We start from the raw sequence: 18,934 nt of genomic DNA, 5'->3' as shown, positions 1-18,934 counted from the left end.
ATCATTAGGCCAGTTCATGACTGTACCGGCCTCTTCGCGACCCTCGTAACCTCGGATTGCTCCTACAGAGACCGCGTGGTGCCATCGGTCCTGCCCGGCAACTTGTGGAGGCATCCGGCACAGATCCTGTGGGAGCTGCCGGAGGTTACGACGGTGGCGAACGCGGTGTGTCATTTATCATGGATGCCGCTGACCCACCGCATTCTCAAGCAGGCCCGCCCCGCAGTTCTAATGCTCGACGCAGATTCATTGCCTGAAATCGGGCCGAGCAAACTGTACCCAATCCCCGCAAAACTTGTGTTCTTTGCCGAACTCCAACAGGATTACGTCTTTGCGCAATGCGCTGTTACACATCCTGCCCCCACGAGAATCCCATGACGACCAAGGCGCCTTTGGCGAGCGACACGCTATCCCGTTCCCGAAAACATCATGAAATCGACGAGCTGCTGATCGATGCCGAAGCTGATGACGAACAGGTTCAGCAGCATCACCCCGTATTGAAGCGTCCATGGTTTCTGCTGTTGGGGCTAGTGTTGGTTGCGCTGAACCTGCGTCCGGCGTTATCGAGCATGGCGCCCTTGTTAAGCGAGGTCTCAAAAAGCTTGGGGCTGTCGGCGGCAAAGGCCGGTTTGCTCACGACGTTGCCCGTGCTGTGCCTGGGGTTGTTCGCGCCGCTGGCGCCGGTTCTGGCGCGGCGTTTTGGCAGTGAGCGCGTCGTCCTGGGCATCCTGCTGACCCTGACGTGCGGAATTCTGCTGCGCAGTTCTTTCGGTGAAGTGGGGCTGTTCGCCGGCAGCATTCTGTCTGGCGCGAGCATCGGCATTATCGGCGTGCTGTTGCCAGGGATCGTCAAACGCGATTTCGCCAAACAGGCAGGGACCATGACCGGTGTCTACACCATGGCGTTGTGCCTGGGCGCCGCAGTGGCCGCCGGCTCTACCGTGCCGCTCAGCCATTATTTTGGAGGCAGCTGGAACGTCGGCCTGGGGTTCTGGATCGTACCGGCCGTTCTCGCAGCACTCTTCTGGTGGCCGCAGACGCGCCAGCGCCACGGCCAGCATCAAGCGGCCTATCGCGTACGTGGCTTGTTCCGTGATCGCCTGGCTCGTCAGGTGACGCTGTACATGGGCCTGCAATCGTCGCTGGCGTACATCGTGTTTGGCTGGTTGCCGTCGATTCTCATCGGTCGAGGGCTGACCCCGACCGAAGCCGGGCTGCTGTTATCGGGCTCGATCATGGTTCAATTGCTCAGCTCGCTGACCGCGCCATGGTTGGCGACGCGGGGCAAGGATCAGCGACTGGCGATTCTGCTGGTGATGCTGCTGACCTTGGCTGGCCTCTACGGCTGCCTCTATGCGCCGCTGAATCAGTTGTGGGTCTGGGGCGTGGTTCTTGGGCTGGGGCAGGGCGGCACGTTCAGTCTGGCACTGACCCTGATCGTGCTGCGCTCGCGTGATTCTCATGTCGCTGCCAACCTGTCGAGCATGGCGCAAGGCGTGGGTTATACGCTGGCGTCGCTGGGCCCGTTCGCCGTTGGCGTGGTGCATGACTGGACCGGCAACTGGAGCGCCGTGGGCTGGATTTTCGGCATCATCGGCGTGGCCGCGATCCTGGCGGGCATGGGCGCCGGGCGCGCGCTGTACGTGGACGTCACCAGCGAGAAAGTCTGAAGCCGCTATTCGGGCCACGAATGTCCATGGCAAAAGAGTCGATTGGCGCTTATCGTGCAGTCATCTCTTCCCATGGATGCCCCACGCATGAGCGACCTCAATCAGAGTCAATCCAACACCGACCTGATCTACCGGTTCTACGATGCCTTCAATCGCCTGGATGCCGAAGCCATGGCGTCCTGCTACACGGAGGATGTGTTGTTCAGCGACCCCGTCTTCGGCGAGCTACGCGGTCGCGAGGCCGGTGATATGTGGCGCATGCTGACGTCAAGGGCGAGGGATTTTTCTGTCCGTTTCGATCAGGTCCGAGCTGACGAACGCTCCGGCGGCGCGCACTGGGTCGCGACCTACCTGTTCAGCCAGACCGGTCGTACGGTGATCAACGACATCCAGGCGAGGTTCGTCTTTCGCGACGGCAAAATCTGTGAGCATCACGACCATTTCGATCTGTGGCGCTGGTCGCGTCAGGCACTCGGGGCCAAAGGGGCCTTGCTGGGCTGGACGCCATTCGTGCAGAACGCCATCCGTGCGCAAGCGCAAAAAGGCCTGAAGGCGTTTCAGGCAGGGCGCTGAGGCTCTGTTAGAATCGGCCCACTTCGTCTTTGCCGCTCAATCTCAAATGCCTGACACTGCCGCCGCCGTCGATTCACTACCGGAGTCTTCTACACCGAAGCCATGGTTCGTCTACCTGGTGCGCGCCGCCAACGGGTCTCTGTACTGCGGCATCAGTGACGACCCTCATCGCCGATTCCAGAAACATCAGAGCGGCAAGGGCGCACGCTTTTTCTTTTCAAGCCCCGCCGTGGCACTGGTGTATGTCGAAGCGTGCCGTGACAAAGGCGAAGCGCTGCGCCAGGAACGCCTGATCAAGAAACTGCGCAAACAGGCCAAAGAAGCGCTGGCGGCGAGCTTTATCCACAGCGGTGATGCGGCGCCATCAGCCTGAGCGGGTAGGCCACGCGCGCCCAGGCAGCTAAGCTGCTGGTTTATCCCTGCGGATGGACCGAAGCATGTCAGAACTGATTCTTCATCATTACCCAACGTCCCTGTTCTCCGAGAAAGCGCGCTTGATGCTCGGCTTCAAGGGGCTGTCGTGGCGTTCGGTAACCGTCCCCCCGATCATGCCCAAACCTGACGTCACTGCGCTGACCGGTGGCTATCGTAAAACCCCGGTGCTGCAGGTCGGTGCCGATATCTACTGTGATACCGCGCTCATCGCCCGCCGCCTCGAAGCTGAAAAGTCATCGCCGGCGTTTTTCCCCGAAGGCCAGGAATTCACGTCGGCGAGCCTGGCGAACTGGGCGGACACCGTGCTGTTCCTGCACTCGGTCAGTCTGGTGTTTCAGCCGGCGTCGCTGGCGGTGCGCTTCGCCAAAGTACCGCCTGAGGGCGTGAAAGCCTTTGTGGCCGATCGCGCGACGCTTTTCGACGGTGGTACGGCAACGCGTGTGCCTCTTGAACTGGCGCAGCATCAATGGCCGACGTTGATGGGGCGCCTCGAGACGCAGTTGGAGCGCAACGGTGATTTCCTGTTGGGCGTTCCGTCGATTGCTGACTTTTCCGTCGCTCATACCCTGTGGTTCCTCAAGCAGACACCTGTAACCGCTCCCTTTGTCGATGACTATCCGGCGGTGCTGGCCTGGTATCAGCGCGTGATGGGATTTGGTCATGGCGCGGCCAGTGAGTTGAGCCCGGCCGACGCCATCGAGATCGCGCGCAACGCATCGCCAGCGCCGCTGCCCGATGAAGTCTTCACCGATCCGAACGGATTCGAGGTGGGGCAGCAGGTCAGCGTGTCTGCGGTGGATTACGGGGTAGACGCGGTGCATGGCGAGTTGGTATTCAGCGGTCGCGAAGAGATCATCCTGCGTCGCGAAGATGAGCGTGCAGGCGTCGTGCATGTGCACTTCCCGCGTTTCGGCTTTCGGCTGGAGAAGCGCTGAGCATTCCGGGTGATTGAAATCAGGCGTGGCTGACAACACGCCTTGTCGGCTAACAGGGCAACGCAGATGCCGATGCCCTGATTTACTTCAACGCCGCCAGGATTTCATCCGGTGAGAATCCTCTGATCAGCGTGCCGTTCACGTCGATCAGAGGGATGCCCCGTCCACCGAGTGCCTCGTAGGCTTTACGCCCTTCGGGCGACTTCTCGATGTCGTATTCGGTGTAAGGGATGCCCTTGCTGTCCAGGAAACGCCGGGTCTGTTTGCAGTAGCCGCACCAGTCGGTGGCGTAGAGCGTCACCCTGGCGTGCGCCTGGGCTTGTGATGACACCGCCTGGGACGGATTGACGAAGTGTTCGATCTTGCCCCAGTTCTGGTACACCACGACGACCAGCAGGATCAGCACGAACTTCTTCAGCGTACGCACGAGCATGCTGTCAGCGCCTTTTCAACTGGTCGGTGAGCTGCGTCGGCAGGCCTTTGATGATCAGCGTGCCTTTTTCTTCGTCATACTCGATCTTGTCGCCCAGCAGGTGCGCTTCGAAGCTGATCGACAACCCTTCGGCACGGCCGGTAAAGCGGCGGAATTGGTTAAGCGTGCGCTTATCGGCTGGAATTTCCGGCGACAGGCCGTAGTCCTTGTTGCGAATGTGCTCGTAAAACGCACGCGGGCGGTCTTCGTCGATCAGGCCGGAGAGTTCTTCGAGGGCAATGGGCTCGCCCATTTTGCTCTGGCTGCTGGCGTAATCGACCAGCGCCTTGGTTTTCTCACGGGTCTGCTCCTCGGGCAGGTCCTCGCTCTCGACGAAGTCGCTGAACGCCTTGAGCAGGGTACGCGTCTCGCCGGGACCGTCGACCCCTTCCTGGCAACCGATGAAGTCGCGGAAGTATTCCGAGACCTTCTTGCCGTTCTTGCCTTTGATGAACGAGATGTATTGCTTGGACGCCTTGTTGTTCTGCCACTCCGAGATGTTGATCCGCGCCGCCAGGTGCAGCTGGCCCAGATCCAGATGCCGGGAAGGCGTGACGTCCAGCGCTTCGTTGACCGCAACGCCTTCGCTGTGATGCAGCAGGGCGATGGCCAGGTACTCAGTCATGCCCTGTTGATAATGGGCGAACAGCACATGGCCGCCGACCGACAGGTTGGACTCTTCCATCAGCTTCTGCAGATGCTCGACAGAAACGCGGCTGAACGCGGTGAAGTCCTTGCCCTCATCGAGGTATTCCTTCAGCCAGCCGCTGAACGGATGAGCACCCGATTCCGGATGGAACAAACCCCAGGCTTTGCCCTGTTTGGCGTTGTAGCTCTCGTTGAGGTCGGCCAGCATGTTCTCGATGGCCTGGGACTCGGCGAGTTCGGAGTCTCGAGCGTGGAGGACTGCGGGCGTACCGTCGGGTTTCTTGTCGATCAGGTGAACGATGGCATGACGGATCGGCATGGAATTCTCGGCCTTTGAAGTGGAACTGAACGGGTGGAGGCAGGGCCCGTGCGAAAGTCGGCAAGTGTACCGCAGACCAGCCACGGATCGGCCCGGGAAGGCCGAAAACACTGCTCAAAACCGCGTTATACGATTTTTTTACGCTTCAGACGTGATAAAGCTGACCAAATGGGTAGGTAGGTGCGGATATTTGCTTGGCTCTGTGCTAGTTTTGCCCGGTCTTGCGCACTGAAGCGCGCGAAGCACGCAGTTTGTGGGCGTCCGGCCGAACCAAAGGCCGATTTCGGTATCTACATTTCGCGTCTGTACACACTCTGCAAACCATATGAATTTGATAGGGAAGGAACACCACCATGGCTCTGACTAAAGACCAATTGATCGCCGATATCGCAGAAGCTATCGACGCGCCAAAAACCACCGCGCGCAACGCTCTCGACCAATTGGGCCAAATCGTCGCTGACCAACTGGAATCCGGTAGTGAAATCACTCTGCCAGGCATCGGCAAACTGAAAATCACCGAGCGTCCTGCTCGCACCGGCCGTAACCCTTCGACTGGCGCAGCCATCGAAATCGCTGCCAAGAAAGTGGTCAAGTTCGTTCCAGCCAAAGTGCTGACTGACTCGGTCAACAAGTAAGCAAAACGCTGCTTGTAAGAGAAACCGTGTGACGGAGCGATCCGGACACGGTTTTTTTATGCCCGGGATTCAGCCGCAGGAGCGCTGCGTCTACGGCTCATTTCGTGCTGCCCCAACGCTCAGCTCGCCAGACAGCCTGCTGCGCCTTGTCCTGAAAGGTCCAGGCGACGAAGCGGCTCTGCTTCTGGCCTTGGGACATCTCCACAACCCTGCTCTCGACGGCGCCGACTTTCTTCAGCGTGCTTTGAATCAACGGCAGGTTGGAGGCTTTTGAGACCAGTGTGCTGAACCACAGCACCTGACCCGGGATCAGTGCGCTCTCGTTGATCAGTTGTGTCACGAAGCGCGACTCGCCGCCTTCGCACCACAACTCAGCCGCTTGACCGCCGAAGTTCAGCACGGGCAGTTTGCGCTTGGGGTCGGCCTTGCCCAGCGCGCGCCATTTGCGCTGACTGCCGCGCAAGGCTTCCTCTGCCGAGGCGTGGAAGGGCGGATTGCACAGGGTTACGTCGAAACGCTCATCGGCGTGCAACAGGTCGGTGAGGATGAGTTTGCGATTGTTTTGCTGGCGCAGGCTGATGGCCTTGCCCAGGTTGTTCGCCTTGACGATGGTGGCTGCCGAGGCGAGGGCGATCTTGTCGATGTCCGACCCTACAAAGTGCCAGCCGTAGTCGCTGTGACCAATCAGCGGGTAAATGCAGTTGGCTCCGGTACCGACGTCCAGCGCTTTGACCGCTGCACCACGGGGAATGACGCCCTCGTTGGGTTCGGCGAGCAGATCAGCCAGAAAATGCACGTAATCGGCGCGACCGGGGATAGGTGGGCACAGGTAATCCGCCGGGATGTCCCAATGCGCGATGCCGTAGAAGGCCTTGAGCAACGCCCGGTTGAACACACGCACGGCGGCCGGGTTGGCGAAGTCTATGCTTTCCTTCCCGTAAGGGTTGGTGATCACGAACGTGCCCAGCTCCGGGCTGCTTTTGATCAGGCGAGGAAAGTCGTAATGGCCCTGATGACGATTGCGCGGGTGCAGGCTGGCCTTTTCACGCGGCTCGGCAGTCTTGGTTGCTGGCGCGGGTTTGGGCTTTTTGCGCGGTGGTTTGGGTGGCGCGGGTTTATTCATTACGCAGGTTTCCGGTCAAAACACAAAACCCTGTAGGAGCGCGCTTGCCCGCGATTGCGGTGTGTCAGCCACCAACAACGGCGCAGACATCAAGCAATCGCGGGCAAGCGCGCTCCTACAGGGTTCAGGATTCAGCCAGCCCGGTATCGGGCTGGCTGAATTTTTTCACTTACAAACTCGAGATTCGAGCGTGCTGTTCAGCCAGCTTGCCCAGTGCCTGTTCGGCCTCGGTCAGCTTGGCGCGTTCCTTGGCGATGACTTCAGGCGGTGCCTTGTCGACGAACGCCGCGTTGGACAGCTTGCCGCCCACCCGTTGCACTTCGCCCTGCAGGCGCTGGATTTCCTTGTCCAGACGCGCGAGCTCTGCGCCTTTGTCGATCAGGCCGGCCATCGGCACCAGCACTTCCATCTCGCCGACCAGCGCGGTCGCCGACAGCGGTGCTTCGGCGCCTGCGGCCAGGACGGTGAAGGACTCGATCTTGGCCAGCTTCTTGAGCAGGTGTTCGTTCTCGTTCAGGCGACGCTGGTCTTCAGCTCCGACGTTCTTGAGGAACAACTGCAGAGGCTTGCCCGGGCCGATGTTCATCTCGCCGCGAATGTTGCGCACGCCGAGCATCACGCCTTTGAGCCACTCGATATCGCCTTCGGCAGCCGCGTCGATGCGCGACTCGTTCGCCACCGGCCAAGGTTGCAGCATGATGGTCTTGCCTTCGACACCGGCCAGGGGCGCCAGGCGCTGCCAGATCTCTTCGGTGATGAACGGCATGAACGGATGCGCCAGACGCAGCGCCACTTCCAGCACGCGAACCAGCGTGCGACGGGTCCCGCGCTGACGTTCGACCGGCGCGTTTTCGTCCCACAGCACAGGCTTGGACAGTTCCAGGTACCAGTCGCAATACTGGTTCCAGATGAACTCGTACAGCACTTGCGCGGCGAGGTCGAAACGGAACTGATCCAGCTGGCGGGTCACTTCGGCTTCGGTGCGCTGCAATTGCGAAATGATCCAGCGATCCGGCAGCGAAAGCTCGAAGGCTTCGCCGTTCTGGCCGCAGTCTTCGCCTTTGTCCAGCACATAGCGCGCGGCGTTCCAGATCTTGTTGCAGAAGTTGCGGTAGCCCTCGACGCGGCCCATGTCGAACTTGATGTCGCGACCGGTGGACGCCAGTGAGCAGAAGGTAAAGCGCAGGGCATCGGTGCCATAGCTGGCGATGCCGTCAGCGAACTCGTCGCGCGTCTGCTTTTCGATCTTCTTCGCCAGCTTGGGCTGCATCATGCCCGAGGTGCGCTTCTGCACCAGGGCTTCCAGCTCGATGCCGTCGATGATGTCCAGCGGGTCCAGGACGTTGCCCTTGGACTTGGACATCTTCTGGCCCTGACCGTCGCGCACCAGACCGTGCACATAAACGGTCTTGAACGGAACCTGTGCGGTGCCGTCTTCGTTCTTCACCAAATGCATGGTGAGCATGATCATCCGGGCCACCCAGAAGAAAATGATGTCGAAGCCGGTGACCAGCACGTCGGTCGGGTGGAAGGTCTTCAGGAAATCGGTCTGCTCAGGCCAGCCCAGAGTGGAGAAGGTCCACAGGCCCGAACTGAACCAGGTGTCGAGTACGTCGTTGTCTTGCTGCAGCGCAACGTCCGGCCCCAGGTTGTGCTTGGCGCGCACCTCGGCTTCGTCGCGGCCGACATAGACCTTGCCCGATTCGTCGTACCAGGCCGGAATGCGGTGGCCCCACCAGAGCTGACGGCTGATGCACCAGTCCTGAATGTCACGCATCCAGGAGAAGTACATGTTTTCGTACTGTTTAGGCACGAACGCGATGCGACCGTCTTCAACGGCAGCGATGGCAGGTTCGGCCAGCGGCTTGGTCGAAACGTACCACTGGTCGGTCAGCCACGGCTCGATGATGGTGCCGGAGCGGTCGCCTTTCGGGACTTTCAGGGCGTGGTCGTCGACGCTGACCAGCAAACCAGCAGCATTGAACGCCTCGACGATCTGTTTACGCGCTTCAAAGCGGTCCAGGCCTGCGTATTGGGCAGGCAAGGCGCCGTCGATGGCGTCGTTCAGGGTGCCGTCGAGGTTGAACACCTGAGCGGCGGCCAGCACGTGGGCGTTCTTGTCGAAGATGTTCAGCAGCGGCAGGTTGTGGCGCTTGCCGACTTCGTAGTCGTTGAAGTCGTGAGCCGGAGTGATCTTCACGCAGCCGGTGCCGAATTCCGGATCGCAGTAGTCGTCCGCGATGATCGGGATGCGACGGCCCACCAATGGCAGCTCGACGAATTTGCCGATCAGCGCCTTGTAGCGCTCATCGGAAGGGTTCACCGCGACGGCGGCGTCACCCAGCATGGTTTCCGGGCGAGTGGTAGCGACGATCAGGTAATCCAGACCTTCGGCCGTCTTGGCGCCGTCCGCCAGCGGATAGCGCAGGTTCCACAGATGGCCTTTCTCGTCGTGGTTTTCCACTTCGAGGTCGGAGATCGCGGTGTGCAACTTGGTGTCCCAGTTGACCAGACGCTTGCCGCGGTAAATCAGGCCGTCTTCATGCAGACGCACGAAGGCTTCTTTCACGGCCTCGGACAGGCCGTCGTCCATGGTGAAGCGCTCGCGGCTCCAGTCAACGGACGAGCCCAGGCGGCGGATCTGACGGCTGATGTTGCCACCGGACTGATCCTTCCACTCCCAGACTTTCTCCAGGAATTTCTCGCGACCCAGATCGTGGCGGTTCTGGCCCTGTGCTTCGAGCTGACGCTCGACCAGCATCTGGGTGGCGATACCGGCGTGGTCGGTGCCCGGCTGCCACAGGGTGTTACGCCCCTGCATACGGCGGAAACGGATCAGTGCGTCCATGATCGCGTTGTTGAAACCGTGGCCCATGTGCAGGCTGCCGGTGACGTTCGGCGGCGGAATCATGATGGTGTACGAGTCGCCCGCGCCTTGCGGAGCGAAATAATTCTCTGACTCCCAGGTCTGGTACCAGGAAGTTTCGATGGCGTGCGGCTGGTAGGTCTTGTCCATGCGCGGCGGGAACCTGATCTGCTTTCAGTCGGAAAAGCCGGGAAGTATAGCTTTTCACGGCAGCTGCAAGCTACAAGCTGTAAGCCGCAAGCTTATGAGTGGCAATGCCGGGACGTGCGTCAGGCGCCTGCACCCTTCGGGCAGAAACGAATGGCTCAGGTGTTGTACTGACTCAACAACCTTTCCATCCGCGCATCCAGCCGACGTTTGATTTCGTTTTCGATGTGCGGAGCGAAGTCGTCGATGACGTCTTGCATGATCAGCTGTGCAGCCGCGCGCAGTTCGCTGTCCAGGTGCAGCAGGTCGTCCGGGTTGGGCGTGCTGGCCTGAGGTTCTGGCTGGGCGGGGGACGGGGCGGCAGGCGCTGGCGTAGCGACGGGCTCGGGCGTCAGCGTCGGGATGTCCTGATCCCGTTCGTCGGCAGAGACGACCTGGCCGCTGACCACGTCGAACAGCAAGGGAATCTGGCCTTCGGTGGCGACGGTGTCGGTCAGCAAGGGCGGTTGCAAGGAGTCGTCGCCGAGCAACTGGCGGATCGACTCGAGGTCATCCAGCAAGTGCGCGGAGTCTTTCAGGTTTTTTGAATTATCCATCGTGTGCTCAAAGACGCTGCAGTCGGTGATCCTGCAGAGGATAGCCCTGTTCACGGTAGAAGCGAAAACTCTCTCGAGCCGCCAGCCGGATAGCAGGGTCTTCCACCACGATCTCCGCGATGCGCGCGAATCGTTTGAAGAATTCGGGGATGCGCAGGTCGAGATTGACCAGCAAATCCTGATGAGTGCCTGGGTCGGTTCCGATGCCCAGTGCCACGGGTGCGTCGCTGTCGTCTTCTACAGGACCATGGGGCACGAAGGTTTCGCCCTTGAACCGCCATAAGCGAGCGTCCAGTTCTTCGCGCTGTTGTGCGTCAGTGCAATGCAGGTAGACGCGATGCCCAAGGCGCCAGGCCTTGTCGGTGAGCTTGCAGGCGAAGTCCAGGCGCGCGAGCGGATCGGCGCTGGGGAGAATGTAGAAATCGACTTGAGTCATGGGCCTTCCAAAACGTGAAACGGACTGAGCCCCTCTATGGCGAGAAAGGCCCAGTGCGTTTCGGGGCGTTTTACACGCCCGCGCGGTCGAGCAGGTATTGGGTCAGCAGTGGAACCGGACGCCCAGTGGCGCCTTTGTCCTTGCCGCTCAGCCATGCAGTGCCGGCGATGTCCAGGTGCGCCCACTCGTAGGCCTTGGCGAAGCGCGAGAGGAAGCAGGCCGCAGTAATGGTGCCGCCTTTCGGGCCACCGATGTTGGCGATGTCGGCGAACGGGCTGTCCAGTTGCTCCTGGTACTCGTCGAACAGTGGCAGTTGCCAGGCGCGGTCGTCAGCGCGTTTGCCGGCGTCCAGCACCTGGTCGATCAGCGTGTCGCTGTTGCCGAGCAGGCCGGTGGTGTGACCGCCCAGGGCAACGACACAGGCGCCGGTCAGGGTCGCGATGTCGATCACGGCCTGTGGCTTGAAGCGTTCGGCGTAGGTCAGCGCATCGCACAGCACCAGACGGCCTTCTGCGTCGGTGTTGAGAATCTCGACGGTCTGGCCGCTCATGGTCTTGACGATGTCGCCAGGACGAGTCGCGTTGCCGCTTGGCATGTTTTCAGCGGCAGCGATGATGCAAACCAGATTGATCGGCAGTTGCAGTTCCAGCACCGCGTTCAGGGTGCCGAACACGCTGGCCGCGCCGCACATGTCGAACTTCATTTCGTCCATGCCCAGGCCTGGCTTGAGGCTGATGCCGCCGGTGTCGAAGGTGATGCCTTTGCCGACCAGAACGAACGGCTTCTCGGATTTCTTGCCGTTCATGTACTGCATCACGATCAGGCGTGGCGGCTGGGCGCTGCCCTGACCGACCGCCAGGAACGAGCCCATGCCCAGCTCAGCGATTTTCTTCTCGTCGAAGACTTCGACCTTCAGGCCTTTGTTGGCCTTGCCCAGTGCCTTGGCTTGTTCGCCCAGGTAAGTCGGGTGGCAGATATTCGGTGGCATGTTGCCCAGATCGCGGGTAACCGCCATGCCGGCTGCGATGGCTTGGGCGTGTTTGGCGGCGCGCTCGACGTCGGCGACGCTGGCCTTGGCGGTCAGCAGCGTTACTTTTTTCAGGGCGCGTGGGTCGGCCTTCTGGCTCTTGAAACGATCGAACACGTATTCGCCATCGGCCAGGGTTTCGACCAGCAGGCGAGCCTTGCCATACACGTCACGGTTTTTGACCGCCAGATGATCCAGCGCGAAGGCTGCATCGGTGCCGCCAAGGCTTTTCAGGGTGTTCAGCACGCCGCTGACGATTTTGCGGAACTGGCGATCCGTCAATTCCGGGTCTTTACCGGTGCCCACCAGCAGGACGCGATCGGCCTTGAGGTTGGGCAGGCTGTGCAGCAGCAGGCTTTGGCCGACTTTGCCCGCCAGGTCGCCGCGCTTGAGCACCGCGCTGATCGCGCCGCCGCTCAGGGTGTCGACATTTTTTGCAGCATCGCTCAGCGTGCGGCCTTCACCGACGGCAACCACCAGGGTGGCGGTCTTCAAGGTTTCTGCACTGACGCTCTTAACAACCAATTCCATGTCGGGGTCCCCGAGTAAACTGTGGGTTATCGCAAAGTGAGTACGCGGCGCGGCGCAAGTGGAGGTGTCTCGCATCGCCATGCCAGCGGCAAGGCCCGCAGTTTGACCCTGCAAAAGGTCGGATGACAACCCCGGATAGCACTCGTTTGGCACGCTCGTGTCAGTATCGGTTCAGCAAGTATCCCGCGCGCGCAGTGACAGACACACCCAATCACAGGATAATGCCGCATATTTTTTTGGTGGTTCGCCGTCGCGCGCATCATGGCTGATCCATTTCCTTGTCAGGCTGCCTGAGCGTGACAACCCTGGAGTGTCTGGTTTGATTGTCTTCCGTTACCTGTCCCGAGAAGTGCTGGTTACCTTGAGCGCTGTCAGCGCGGTGCTGCTGGTAATCATCATGAGTGGCCGTTTCATCAAATACCTCGCCCAGGCCGCCTCCGGCGCACTCGATCCGGGCGTGCTGTTTCTGATCATGGGCTTTCGTCTGCCAGGGTTCCTGCAACTGATTCTGCCGCTGGGCCTGTTCCTCGGCATTTTGCTGGCATACGGGCGCCTGTACCTCGAAAGCGAAATGACCGTGCTGGCGGCGACGGGCATGAGCCAGCAGCGTCTGTTGTGGATGACGCTGGCGCCGGCCGCGCTGGTGTCGCTGCTCGTGGCGTGGCTGAGTTTCAGCCTCGCACCACAGGGCGCCAATCAGTTTCAACTGCTGCTGAACAAGCAGGATGCGATGACCGAGTTCGACACGCTGGTGCCAGGTCGCTTCCAGCTGCTGCGCGATGGCAGTCGGGTGACGTACACCGAAACCATGACCGACGACCGTATCAATCTTGGTGGTGTGTTCATCTCTGAAAAGAAACTGGAAGAGAAGAAGGACCACGGGATCACCGTGCTGGTCGGAGAGAAGGGCAGGCAGGAAATTCGTCCTGACGGCAATCGCTATCTGATCCTGGAAAACGGCTATCGCTACGATGGCAATCCGGGGCAGGCCGACTACCGCGTGATCAAGTACGACACCTACGGTGCGCTGTTACCCAAGCCCGACATCAGCGATGAAGTCACTGACCGTGACGCGATCCCGACCAGTGAGTTGCTCAACGGTGAGCCTTCGCTGCGTAATTCGGCAGAGCTGCAATGGCGTTTGTCGTTGCCGATCCTGGTCTTCATCGTGACGTTGATCGCCGTGCCGCTGGCGCGCGTCAACCCGCGTCAGGGCCGATTCCTGAAGCTGTTGCCCGCCATTCTTCTGTACATGGCCTACCTGACCATTCTGATTGCGGCCCGCAGCGCCTTGGAGAAAGGCAAGACACCCGCACTGATGGGGCTGTGGTGGGTGCACGGAATATTTCTGCTGATTGGTCTGGCGTTGGTGTATTGGGAGCCGTTGCGCTTGAAGATGGCGAGTCGCCGCAGTGTGTCGGAGGTGGCTCATGGGTAAGCTCGATCGCTACATCGGCAAAAGCGTCCTGTTTGCCATTCTTGGGGTTCTGGGCGTCATCCTGGGGCTGGCGTCGTTGTTTGCGTTCATCGATGAGATGAGCGAGATCAGCGACACCTACACCCTGATGGACGCCACCAGCTTTGTGGTGATGACCGCGCCGCGTCGTCTTTACGACATGCTGCCGATGGCCGCGCTGATCGGCTGCCTGATCGGCCTGGGCGCGCTGGCAAGCAGCAGCGAGTTGACCATCATGCGTGCTGCCGGTGTTTCCATCGGCCGGATCGTCTGGGCGGTCATGAAGCCGATGCTGGTGCTGATGATTGCCGGGCTGTTGATTGGCGAATACGTCGCGCCGGTGACCGAAGCCTCGGCTCAGGCCGCACGTTCGCTCGCTCAGGGTTCTGGAGACGCTCAGAGCGCCAGGCACGGTCTGTGGCATCGTCAGGGTGAGGAATTCATCCACATCAACACCGTACAGCCCGACGGTCTGCTGTATGGCGTGACCCGATACAAGTTCGACGATCAACGTCACATGCTCAGCGCCAGCTTCGCCAAGCAGGCGAATTTCAAGACCGATTACTGGTTGCTGAAGGACGTGACCACCACGTTGTTCCACCAGGGGCGTACTGACACGGTCTTCGCTCCAGAGGAGCGCTGGGACATCGCTCTCAGCCCGCAATTGCTGAGCACGGTGGTTCTGCCGCCCGAATCGTTGTCCATGACCGGCCTTTATGGTTACGCGCGCTATCTGGCCGATCAGGGGCTGGCCAACGGTCGTTACTGGCTGGCGTTCTACACCAAGATCCTGCAGCCGCTGGTGACGGTGGCGCTGGTGTTGATGGCGATCTCGTTCATCTTCGGGCCGCTGCGTTCGGTGACGCTGGGGCAGCGTGTGTTCACGGGCGTGCTGGTAGGCTTCACCTTCCGCATCGCGCAGGACCTGCTGGGCCCGTCCAGCCTGGTGTTTGGCTTCTCGCCGCTGTTTGCGGTGCTGGTGCCGGCGGGTGTGTGCGCCCTGGCAGGCATCTGGTTGCTGCGCCGAGCGGGTTGATCGCCGCTGGCAATGAAAAGCCGACCTCAGGGTCGGCTTTTTTTGTGGGTCATTTCTTTTGCCTCGGAATCCGCACCAGCTGTGTTTCGGAGTACATGTCATGCCAGCTGCGTTTCTGCTTGTCGAACAGGCTCCAGAAGAACCCGAGCCCAACGCAAAGCCATGAGGCAATGGCGACCACAAAACGCAGCAGTGCCTGCCATAGGCTGATGCCGGTGCCGTCGGGGTTCTGCACGCGGATGCCCCAGACCTGCATGCCCAGGGTCTGGCCTGCGTGGGTCCAGAATTTGGCGAAGAAGGCGAACAGCGTGAACAGCAGGATCGTCGAGAGCAGCGGGTCGCCGTCCAGCGTGCCGGCCTCGGACAACTCGCGCAGCCTGGCTTCGCCGACAAAGGCCATCCAGATCAGCTTGTAAATGAATGTGGTGACCATCAGCAGCGCGACACACAGCAGCGCATCATAGAAGATCGCAGCGAATCGTCGGCCCAGGCCAGCCGCAGGAAATTCGCCTTGTGGACGTAGCAGGTGTTTAGGCATGGGCGGCGCTCGTCACGGGGGAGCTGGCAGTGTACGGAATTGCAGGCATAAAAAAGCCCCTGATGTCGCCATCAAGGGCTTTTGTGCTTTCAGCTATCAGGCTTCAGCGATGACTTCGTCAGCTTGCATGCCTTTCTGGCCCTGCACAGCGATGAAGGTAACTTTCTGACCTTCTTTCAGGCTCTTGAAGCCGTTGCCCTGAATAGCGCGGAAGTGGACGAACAGATCCGGACCGCTCTCTGGAGTGATAAAACCAAAACCCTTCTCGTCGTTAAACCACTTAACGGTACCGCTCTGACGTTGAGACATTTTCTTATTCCTTGGAGCATAAATTAATGACAGTCCCTTTCACACGAAAGAGTACTGGGCTGGTTGCAGGAAGAAGAAACGTAGAGCGGGATGTAGCATTGCTTTTGGCGCTACTGCCCAGGTCACGATCCCAGCGACCTATGCAAACACAGTTGAGAAACTCTACGCTAACTCTCGGAGAAAAAACAAGCCCCGAATAAGCCCGGTTTTACGGGGTTTCGTTGCTTTTTTGAAAACTTTAACCAGCGCAGGCCAATCGATAGTTTTTACTGTTTAACTGTTTGGAGAAGTGCAGTTTTCTGACAGTTTCATTGCTGTTTCGAAAAGTAGCAAACTGCGGCACGGAAACAGTTTTTTGCACTGTTGCAGTGCCGCAGTTGATTTGACGCGCTGCTCAGCCGCGGAAGTAACGTGGCGCAACGAAAGGCATTTTGCTCACCTGCATCGGGACTTTCTTGCCGCGCACGATGGCCCAGACCGGTGTTTCCAGCGCGGTGAAAGCGGCGTCCACGTAGCCCATGGCCAGCGGGGCGCCGAGCGTTGGACCGAAGCCGCCGCTGCAGACCGTGCCGATGATCGTGTCGTTGGCGTCGACGATTTCCGCGCCTTCACGCACCGGCGTGCGCTCTTGCGGTAACAACCCGACACGCTTGCGGGCTGCACCGCTTTGGTGCTGAGCGAATACCTGATCGGCGCCAGGGAAACCGCCCGCACGTGCACCATCGGCACGACGCACTTTCGAAATGGCCCAGAGCAAGCTGGCCTGGATCGGCGTGGTGTCGGTGTTCATGTCGTGGCCGTAGAGGCAAAGGCCGGCTTCCAGGCGCAGCGAATCGCGCGCGCCGAGGCCGATGGGCGCGACTTCGGGTTCAGCCAGCAGGCGACGAGCCAGCGAGTCAGCCTGATCGGCGGGGACGGAAATCTCGTAGCCATCCTCGCCGGTGTAACCCGAGCGGCTGACGAAGCAGTCAATGCCGTCGATCTGGGTTGATGTGTATTGCATGAAGGTCATTTTGGCGACGGCCGGAGCCAGGCGAGCCAGTGCGGTCACGGCCTGCGGGCCTTGTAGGGCGAGCAGTGCGCGCTCTTCGAACAGGGGCTTGATCTCGCACTGGCTGCCGATGTGTTTTTGCAGGTGGGCGAGGTCTTCGTTTTTGCAGGCGGCGTTGACCACCAGCATCAACTGATCGTTGCCCAGATTGGCGACCATCAGGTCATCGAGAATACCGCCGGTCTCGTTGGTGAACATGGCGTAGCGCTGCATGCCCACCGGCAGGTCGATGATGTCCACGGGCACCAGTGTTTCCAGCGCCTTGGCGGCGTTCGGACCGGTGAGGAGGATCTGGCCCATGTGCGACACATCGAACAGGCCTGCCTGTTCGCGAGTGTGCAGATGCTCTTTCATCACGCCCAGCGGGTATTGCACAGGCATGTCATAGCCCGCGAATTCAACCATCTTGGCGCCCAGTTCGCGATGCAGGGCGTTGAGTGGGGTTTTCAACAGTTCTGTAGACATCGATGACTCCTTGAATGCGTTTCCGAGCTCCGGCCCGAGGGGTGTGGAGCGCGATGAATATAGGCTGATATCAGCACTCGATAATGTTCACGGCCAGCCCGCCACGGGCTGTTTCCTTGTATTTGCTTTTCATGTCGGCGCCGGTCTGGCGCATGGTGCGAATGACTTTATCCAGCGAGACGAAATGCTGTCCGTCACCGCGTAGGGCCATGCGCACGGCATTGATGGCCTTCACTGAACCCATCGCGTTGCGCTCGATGCAGGGCACTTGAACCAGGCCGCCAATCGGGTCGCAGGTGAGGCCGAGGTTGTGCTCCATGCCGATTTCCGCAGCGTTCTCCACCTGCTGAACGTTGCCGCCGAGCACCTCGCAGAGCGCGCCGGCCGCCATGGAGCAGGCCACCCCGACTTCGCCCTGACAGCCGACTTCAGCGCCTGAAATCGACGCGTTCTCTTTATAAAGAATGCCGATGGCGGCAGCGGTCAGCAGAAAGCGGATCACGCCGTCTTCGTTGGCGCCGGTGATGAAGCGCATGTAGTAATGCAACACCGCCGGGATGATCCCCGCCGCGCCGTTGGTGGGCGCCGTCACCACGCGCCCGCCGTTGGCGTTTTCTTCGTTGACCGCCAACGCGTACAGGTTGACCCAGTCCAGCACAGACAGCGCATCGCGCAGGGCGGCTTCCGGGTTCTTGCACAGCTGACGGTGCAGGGCTGCTGCGCGCCGTTTGACCTTCAAGCCTCCCGGCAGAATGCCTTCGTTACGACAGCCAGCCTCGACGCAGTCCTGCATGACCTGCCAGATCTTCAACAGGCCCTCGCGGGTTTCGGCTTCGGGACGCCAGGCCGATTCGTTCGCCAGCATGATCTGGCTGACCGACAGGCCCGTGCTCGCGCAATGGGCCATCAACGCTTTGCCGGTCGTGAACGGGTAGGGCAGCGGCGTGCTGTCCTCGACGATGCGGTCGGCACCGGCCGCGTCCTCATCCACGACGAAGCCGCCACCGACCGAGTAGTACTCGCGGCTACGAATCTGCAGGCCTGCTTCGTCAAAGGCGCGGAAGATCATGCCGTTGGGGTGATAGGCCAGTGGTTTGCGGATCATCGCCAAGTGTTGCTTCTCGATGAACGCGATGCTGTGTTCGCCGAGCAGGTTGATAGTTTCGCTGCTGCGAATGCGCTGCAGGCGTTCGGCGACGTGTTCGGTGTCGACGGTGTCCGGGTGTTCGCCTTCCAGACCGAGCAGCACGGCTTTATCGCTGCCGTGGCCTTTGCCGGTAGCGCCGAGTGAGCCGTACAGCTCGACCTTGACGCAGGCGGTGGTGGAAAGCAGGTCGTCACGGCGCAGACCTTCGACGAACCTTGCAGCGGCGCGCATCGGGCCTACGGTGTGAGAGCTGGAGGGGCCAATGCCTATCTTGAACAGGTCGAACACGCTCAGGGACATGATTGGGCTCCGGTTATTGTTATGGGTTCCACAGACTGATTGCAGTGGACTCGTCGCGAGCAAGCTCGCTCCCACAGGCTGTGTTAGTCACGTCTGCAGTGGATATCACAAACACTGTAGGAGCCGGCTTGCTGGCGAATGCGTCAGGACAGACACCTCAGTGTTGTCTCACCTGACGCATTCGCCAGCGAGCCGGCTCCTACAGGGATGAGCGCTCTA

General features: G+C 60.4%; 18 protein-coding genes. 7 read left to right on the top strand and 11 right to left on the bottom strand.

The features are described 5' to 3' along the window. Positions 1-374: 374 nt before the first annotated feature. From ABDX87_RS09160 to ABDX87_RS09145, 4 genes are all read left to right on the top strand, one after another. Positions 375-1,670: a CynX/NimT family MFS transporter gene (locus ABDX87_RS09160; protein ID WP_346832575.1), complete on the top strand. Its 1,296-nt coding sequence runs from the start codon at positions 375-377 to the stop codon at positions 1,668-1,670. 87 nt (positions 1,671-1,757) lie between these two features. Continuing rightward, on the top strand, positions 1,758-2,243 hold the full coding sequence (locus ABDX87_RS09155) for a nuclear transport factor 2 family protein (RefSeq protein ID WP_346832573.1): 486 nt from the start codon (positions 1,758-1,760) through the stop codon (positions 2,241-2,243). A 46-nt stretch (positions 2,244-2,289) separates the two neighbouring features. Next, a complete protein-coding gene (locus ABDX87_RS09150) occupies positions 2,290-2,616 on the top strand; it encodes a GIY-YIG nuclease family protein (RefSeq protein ID WP_346832572.1) in 327 nt (108 codons plus the stop codon). A gap of 64 nt (positions 2,617-2,680) precedes the next feature. Further along, positions 2,681-3,613, top strand: a complete 933-nt coding sequence (locus ABDX87_RS09145; protein ID WP_346832571.1) for a glutathione S-transferase family protein — start codon at positions 2,681-2,683, stop codon at positions 3,611-3,613. Positions 3,614-3,695: 82 nt separating this feature from the next. Here ABDX87_RS09145 and ABDX87_RS09140 read toward each other — a convergent pair whose 3' ends face one another. Both ABDX87_RS09140 and yejK read right to left on the bottom strand, forming a co-directional pair. Then, positions 3,696-4,046, bottom strand: coding sequence for a glutaredoxin family protein (locus ABDX87_RS09140; protein WP_346832570.1), 351 nt, complete (start codon positions 4,044-4,046; stop codon positions 3,696-3,698). A 4-nt stretch (positions 4,047-4,050) separates the two neighbouring features. Further along, entirely contained in the window at positions 4,051-5,052 is a 1,002-nt protein-coding gene (yejK, locus tag ABDX87_RS09135; protein ID WP_346832569.1) for a nucleoid-associated protein YejK, read from the bottom strand. 353 nt (positions 5,053-5,405) lie between these two features. Between yejK and ABDX87_RS09130 the strand changes: the two genes are divergently transcribed. Continuing rightward, on the top strand, positions 5,406-5,687 hold the full coding sequence (locus tag ABDX87_RS09130) for an HU family DNA-binding protein (RefSeq protein WP_074753768.1): 282 nt from the start codon (positions 5,406-5,408) through the stop codon (positions 5,685-5,687). A gap of 97 nt (positions 5,688-5,784) precedes the next feature. Here the strand turns inward: ABDX87_RS09130 and rlmF are convergent, their stop codons facing one another. The 5 genes from rlmF to ABDX87_RS09105 form a co-directional block, all read right to left on the bottom strand. Beyond that, positions 5,785-6,810, bottom strand: coding sequence for a 23S rRNA (adenine(1618)-N(6))-methyltransferase RlmF (rlmF, locus tag ABDX87_RS09125; RefSeq protein WP_346832568.1), 1,026 nt, complete (start codon positions 6,808-6,810; stop codon positions 5,785-5,787). 169 nt (positions 6,811-6,979) lie between these two features. Then, a complete protein-coding gene (locus ABDX87_RS09120; protein WP_346832567.1) occupies positions 6,980-9,826 on the bottom strand; it encodes a valine--tRNA ligase in 2,847 nt (948 codons plus the stop codon). Between the two features lie 155 nt (positions 9,827-9,981). Continuing rightward, positions 9,982-10,419, bottom strand: coding sequence for a DNA polymerase III subunit chi (locus tag ABDX87_RS09115; RefSeq protein ID WP_346832566.1), 438 nt, complete (start codon positions 10,417-10,419; stop codon positions 9,982-9,984). Between the two features lie 7 nt (positions 10,420-10,426). Further along, positions 10,427-10,855: a DNA polymerase III subunit chi gene (locus ABDX87_RS09110; RefSeq protein ID WP_346832565.1), complete on the bottom strand. Its 429-nt coding sequence runs from the start codon at positions 10,853-10,855 to the stop codon at positions 10,427-10,429. Positions 10,856-10,925: 70 nt separating this feature from the next. Continuing rightward, positions 10,926-12,413 (bottom strand): leucyl aminopeptidase, encoded by a 1,488-nt coding sequence (locus tag ABDX87_RS09105; protein WP_346832564.1) that lies wholly within the window; start codon positions 12,411-12,413, stop codon positions 10,926-10,928. A gap of 319 nt (positions 12,414-12,732) precedes the next feature. Here ABDX87_RS09105 and lptF point away from each other — a divergent pair, with 319 nt between their 5' ends. Together lptF and lptG are read left to right on the top strand one after the other, a co-directional pair. After that, entirely contained in the window at positions 12,733-13,851 is a 1,119-nt protein-coding gene (lptF, locus tag ABDX87_RS09100) for an LPS export ABC transporter permease LptF (protein ID WP_346832563.1), read from the top strand. Further along, a complete protein-coding gene (lptG, locus tag ABDX87_RS09095; RefSeq protein ID WP_346832562.1) occupies positions 13,844-14,905 on the top strand; it encodes an LPS export ABC transporter permease LptG in 1,062 nt (353 codons plus the stop codon). The genes lptF and lptG overlap by 8 nt, the downstream gene beginning before the upstream one ends. Positions 14,906-14,954: 49 nt before the next feature. Here lptG and ABDX87_RS09090 read toward each other — a convergent pair whose 3' ends face one another. From ABDX87_RS09090 to ABDX87_RS09075, 4 genes are all read right to left on the bottom strand, one after another. Continuing rightward, the gene (locus tag ABDX87_RS09090; RefSeq protein WP_346832561.1) at positions 14,955-15,443 is read right to left on the bottom strand and encodes an RDD family protein; all 489 of its coding nucleotides are present in this window, start codon (positions 15,441-15,443) and stop codon (positions 14,955-14,957) included. 96 nt (positions 15,444-15,539) lie between these two features. Then, the gene (locus ABDX87_RS09085) at positions 15,540-15,752 is read right to left on the bottom strand and encodes a cold-shock protein (protein ID WP_010220199.1); all 213 of its coding nucleotides are present in this window, start codon (positions 15,750-15,752) and stop codon (positions 15,540-15,542) included. Between the two features lie 394 nt (positions 15,753-16,146). Further along, the gene (gene gcvT / locus ABDX87_RS09080; protein WP_346832560.1) at positions 16,147-17,268 is read right to left on the bottom strand and encodes a glycine cleavage system aminomethyltransferase GcvT; all 1,122 of its coding nucleotides are present in this window, start codon (positions 17,266-17,268) and stop codon (positions 16,147-16,149) included. Between the two features lie 70 nt (positions 17,269-17,338). Then, a complete protein-coding gene (locus ABDX87_RS09075) occupies positions 17,339-18,715 on the bottom strand; it encodes an L-serine ammonia-lyase (protein ID WP_346832559.1) in 1,377 nt (458 codons plus the stop codon). Positions 18,716-18,934: the final 219 nt, after the last annotated feature.

This window comes from Pseudomonas abietaniphila (assembly GCF_039697315.1).
Lineage (GTDB): Bacteria > Pseudomonadota > Gammaproteobacteria > Pseudomonadales > Pseudomonadaceae > Aquipseudomonas > Aquipseudomonas abietaniphila_B.
Note: the sequence above shows the minus strand (reverse complement) of the source record. Positions and strands in the feature narration are given on the sequence as shown.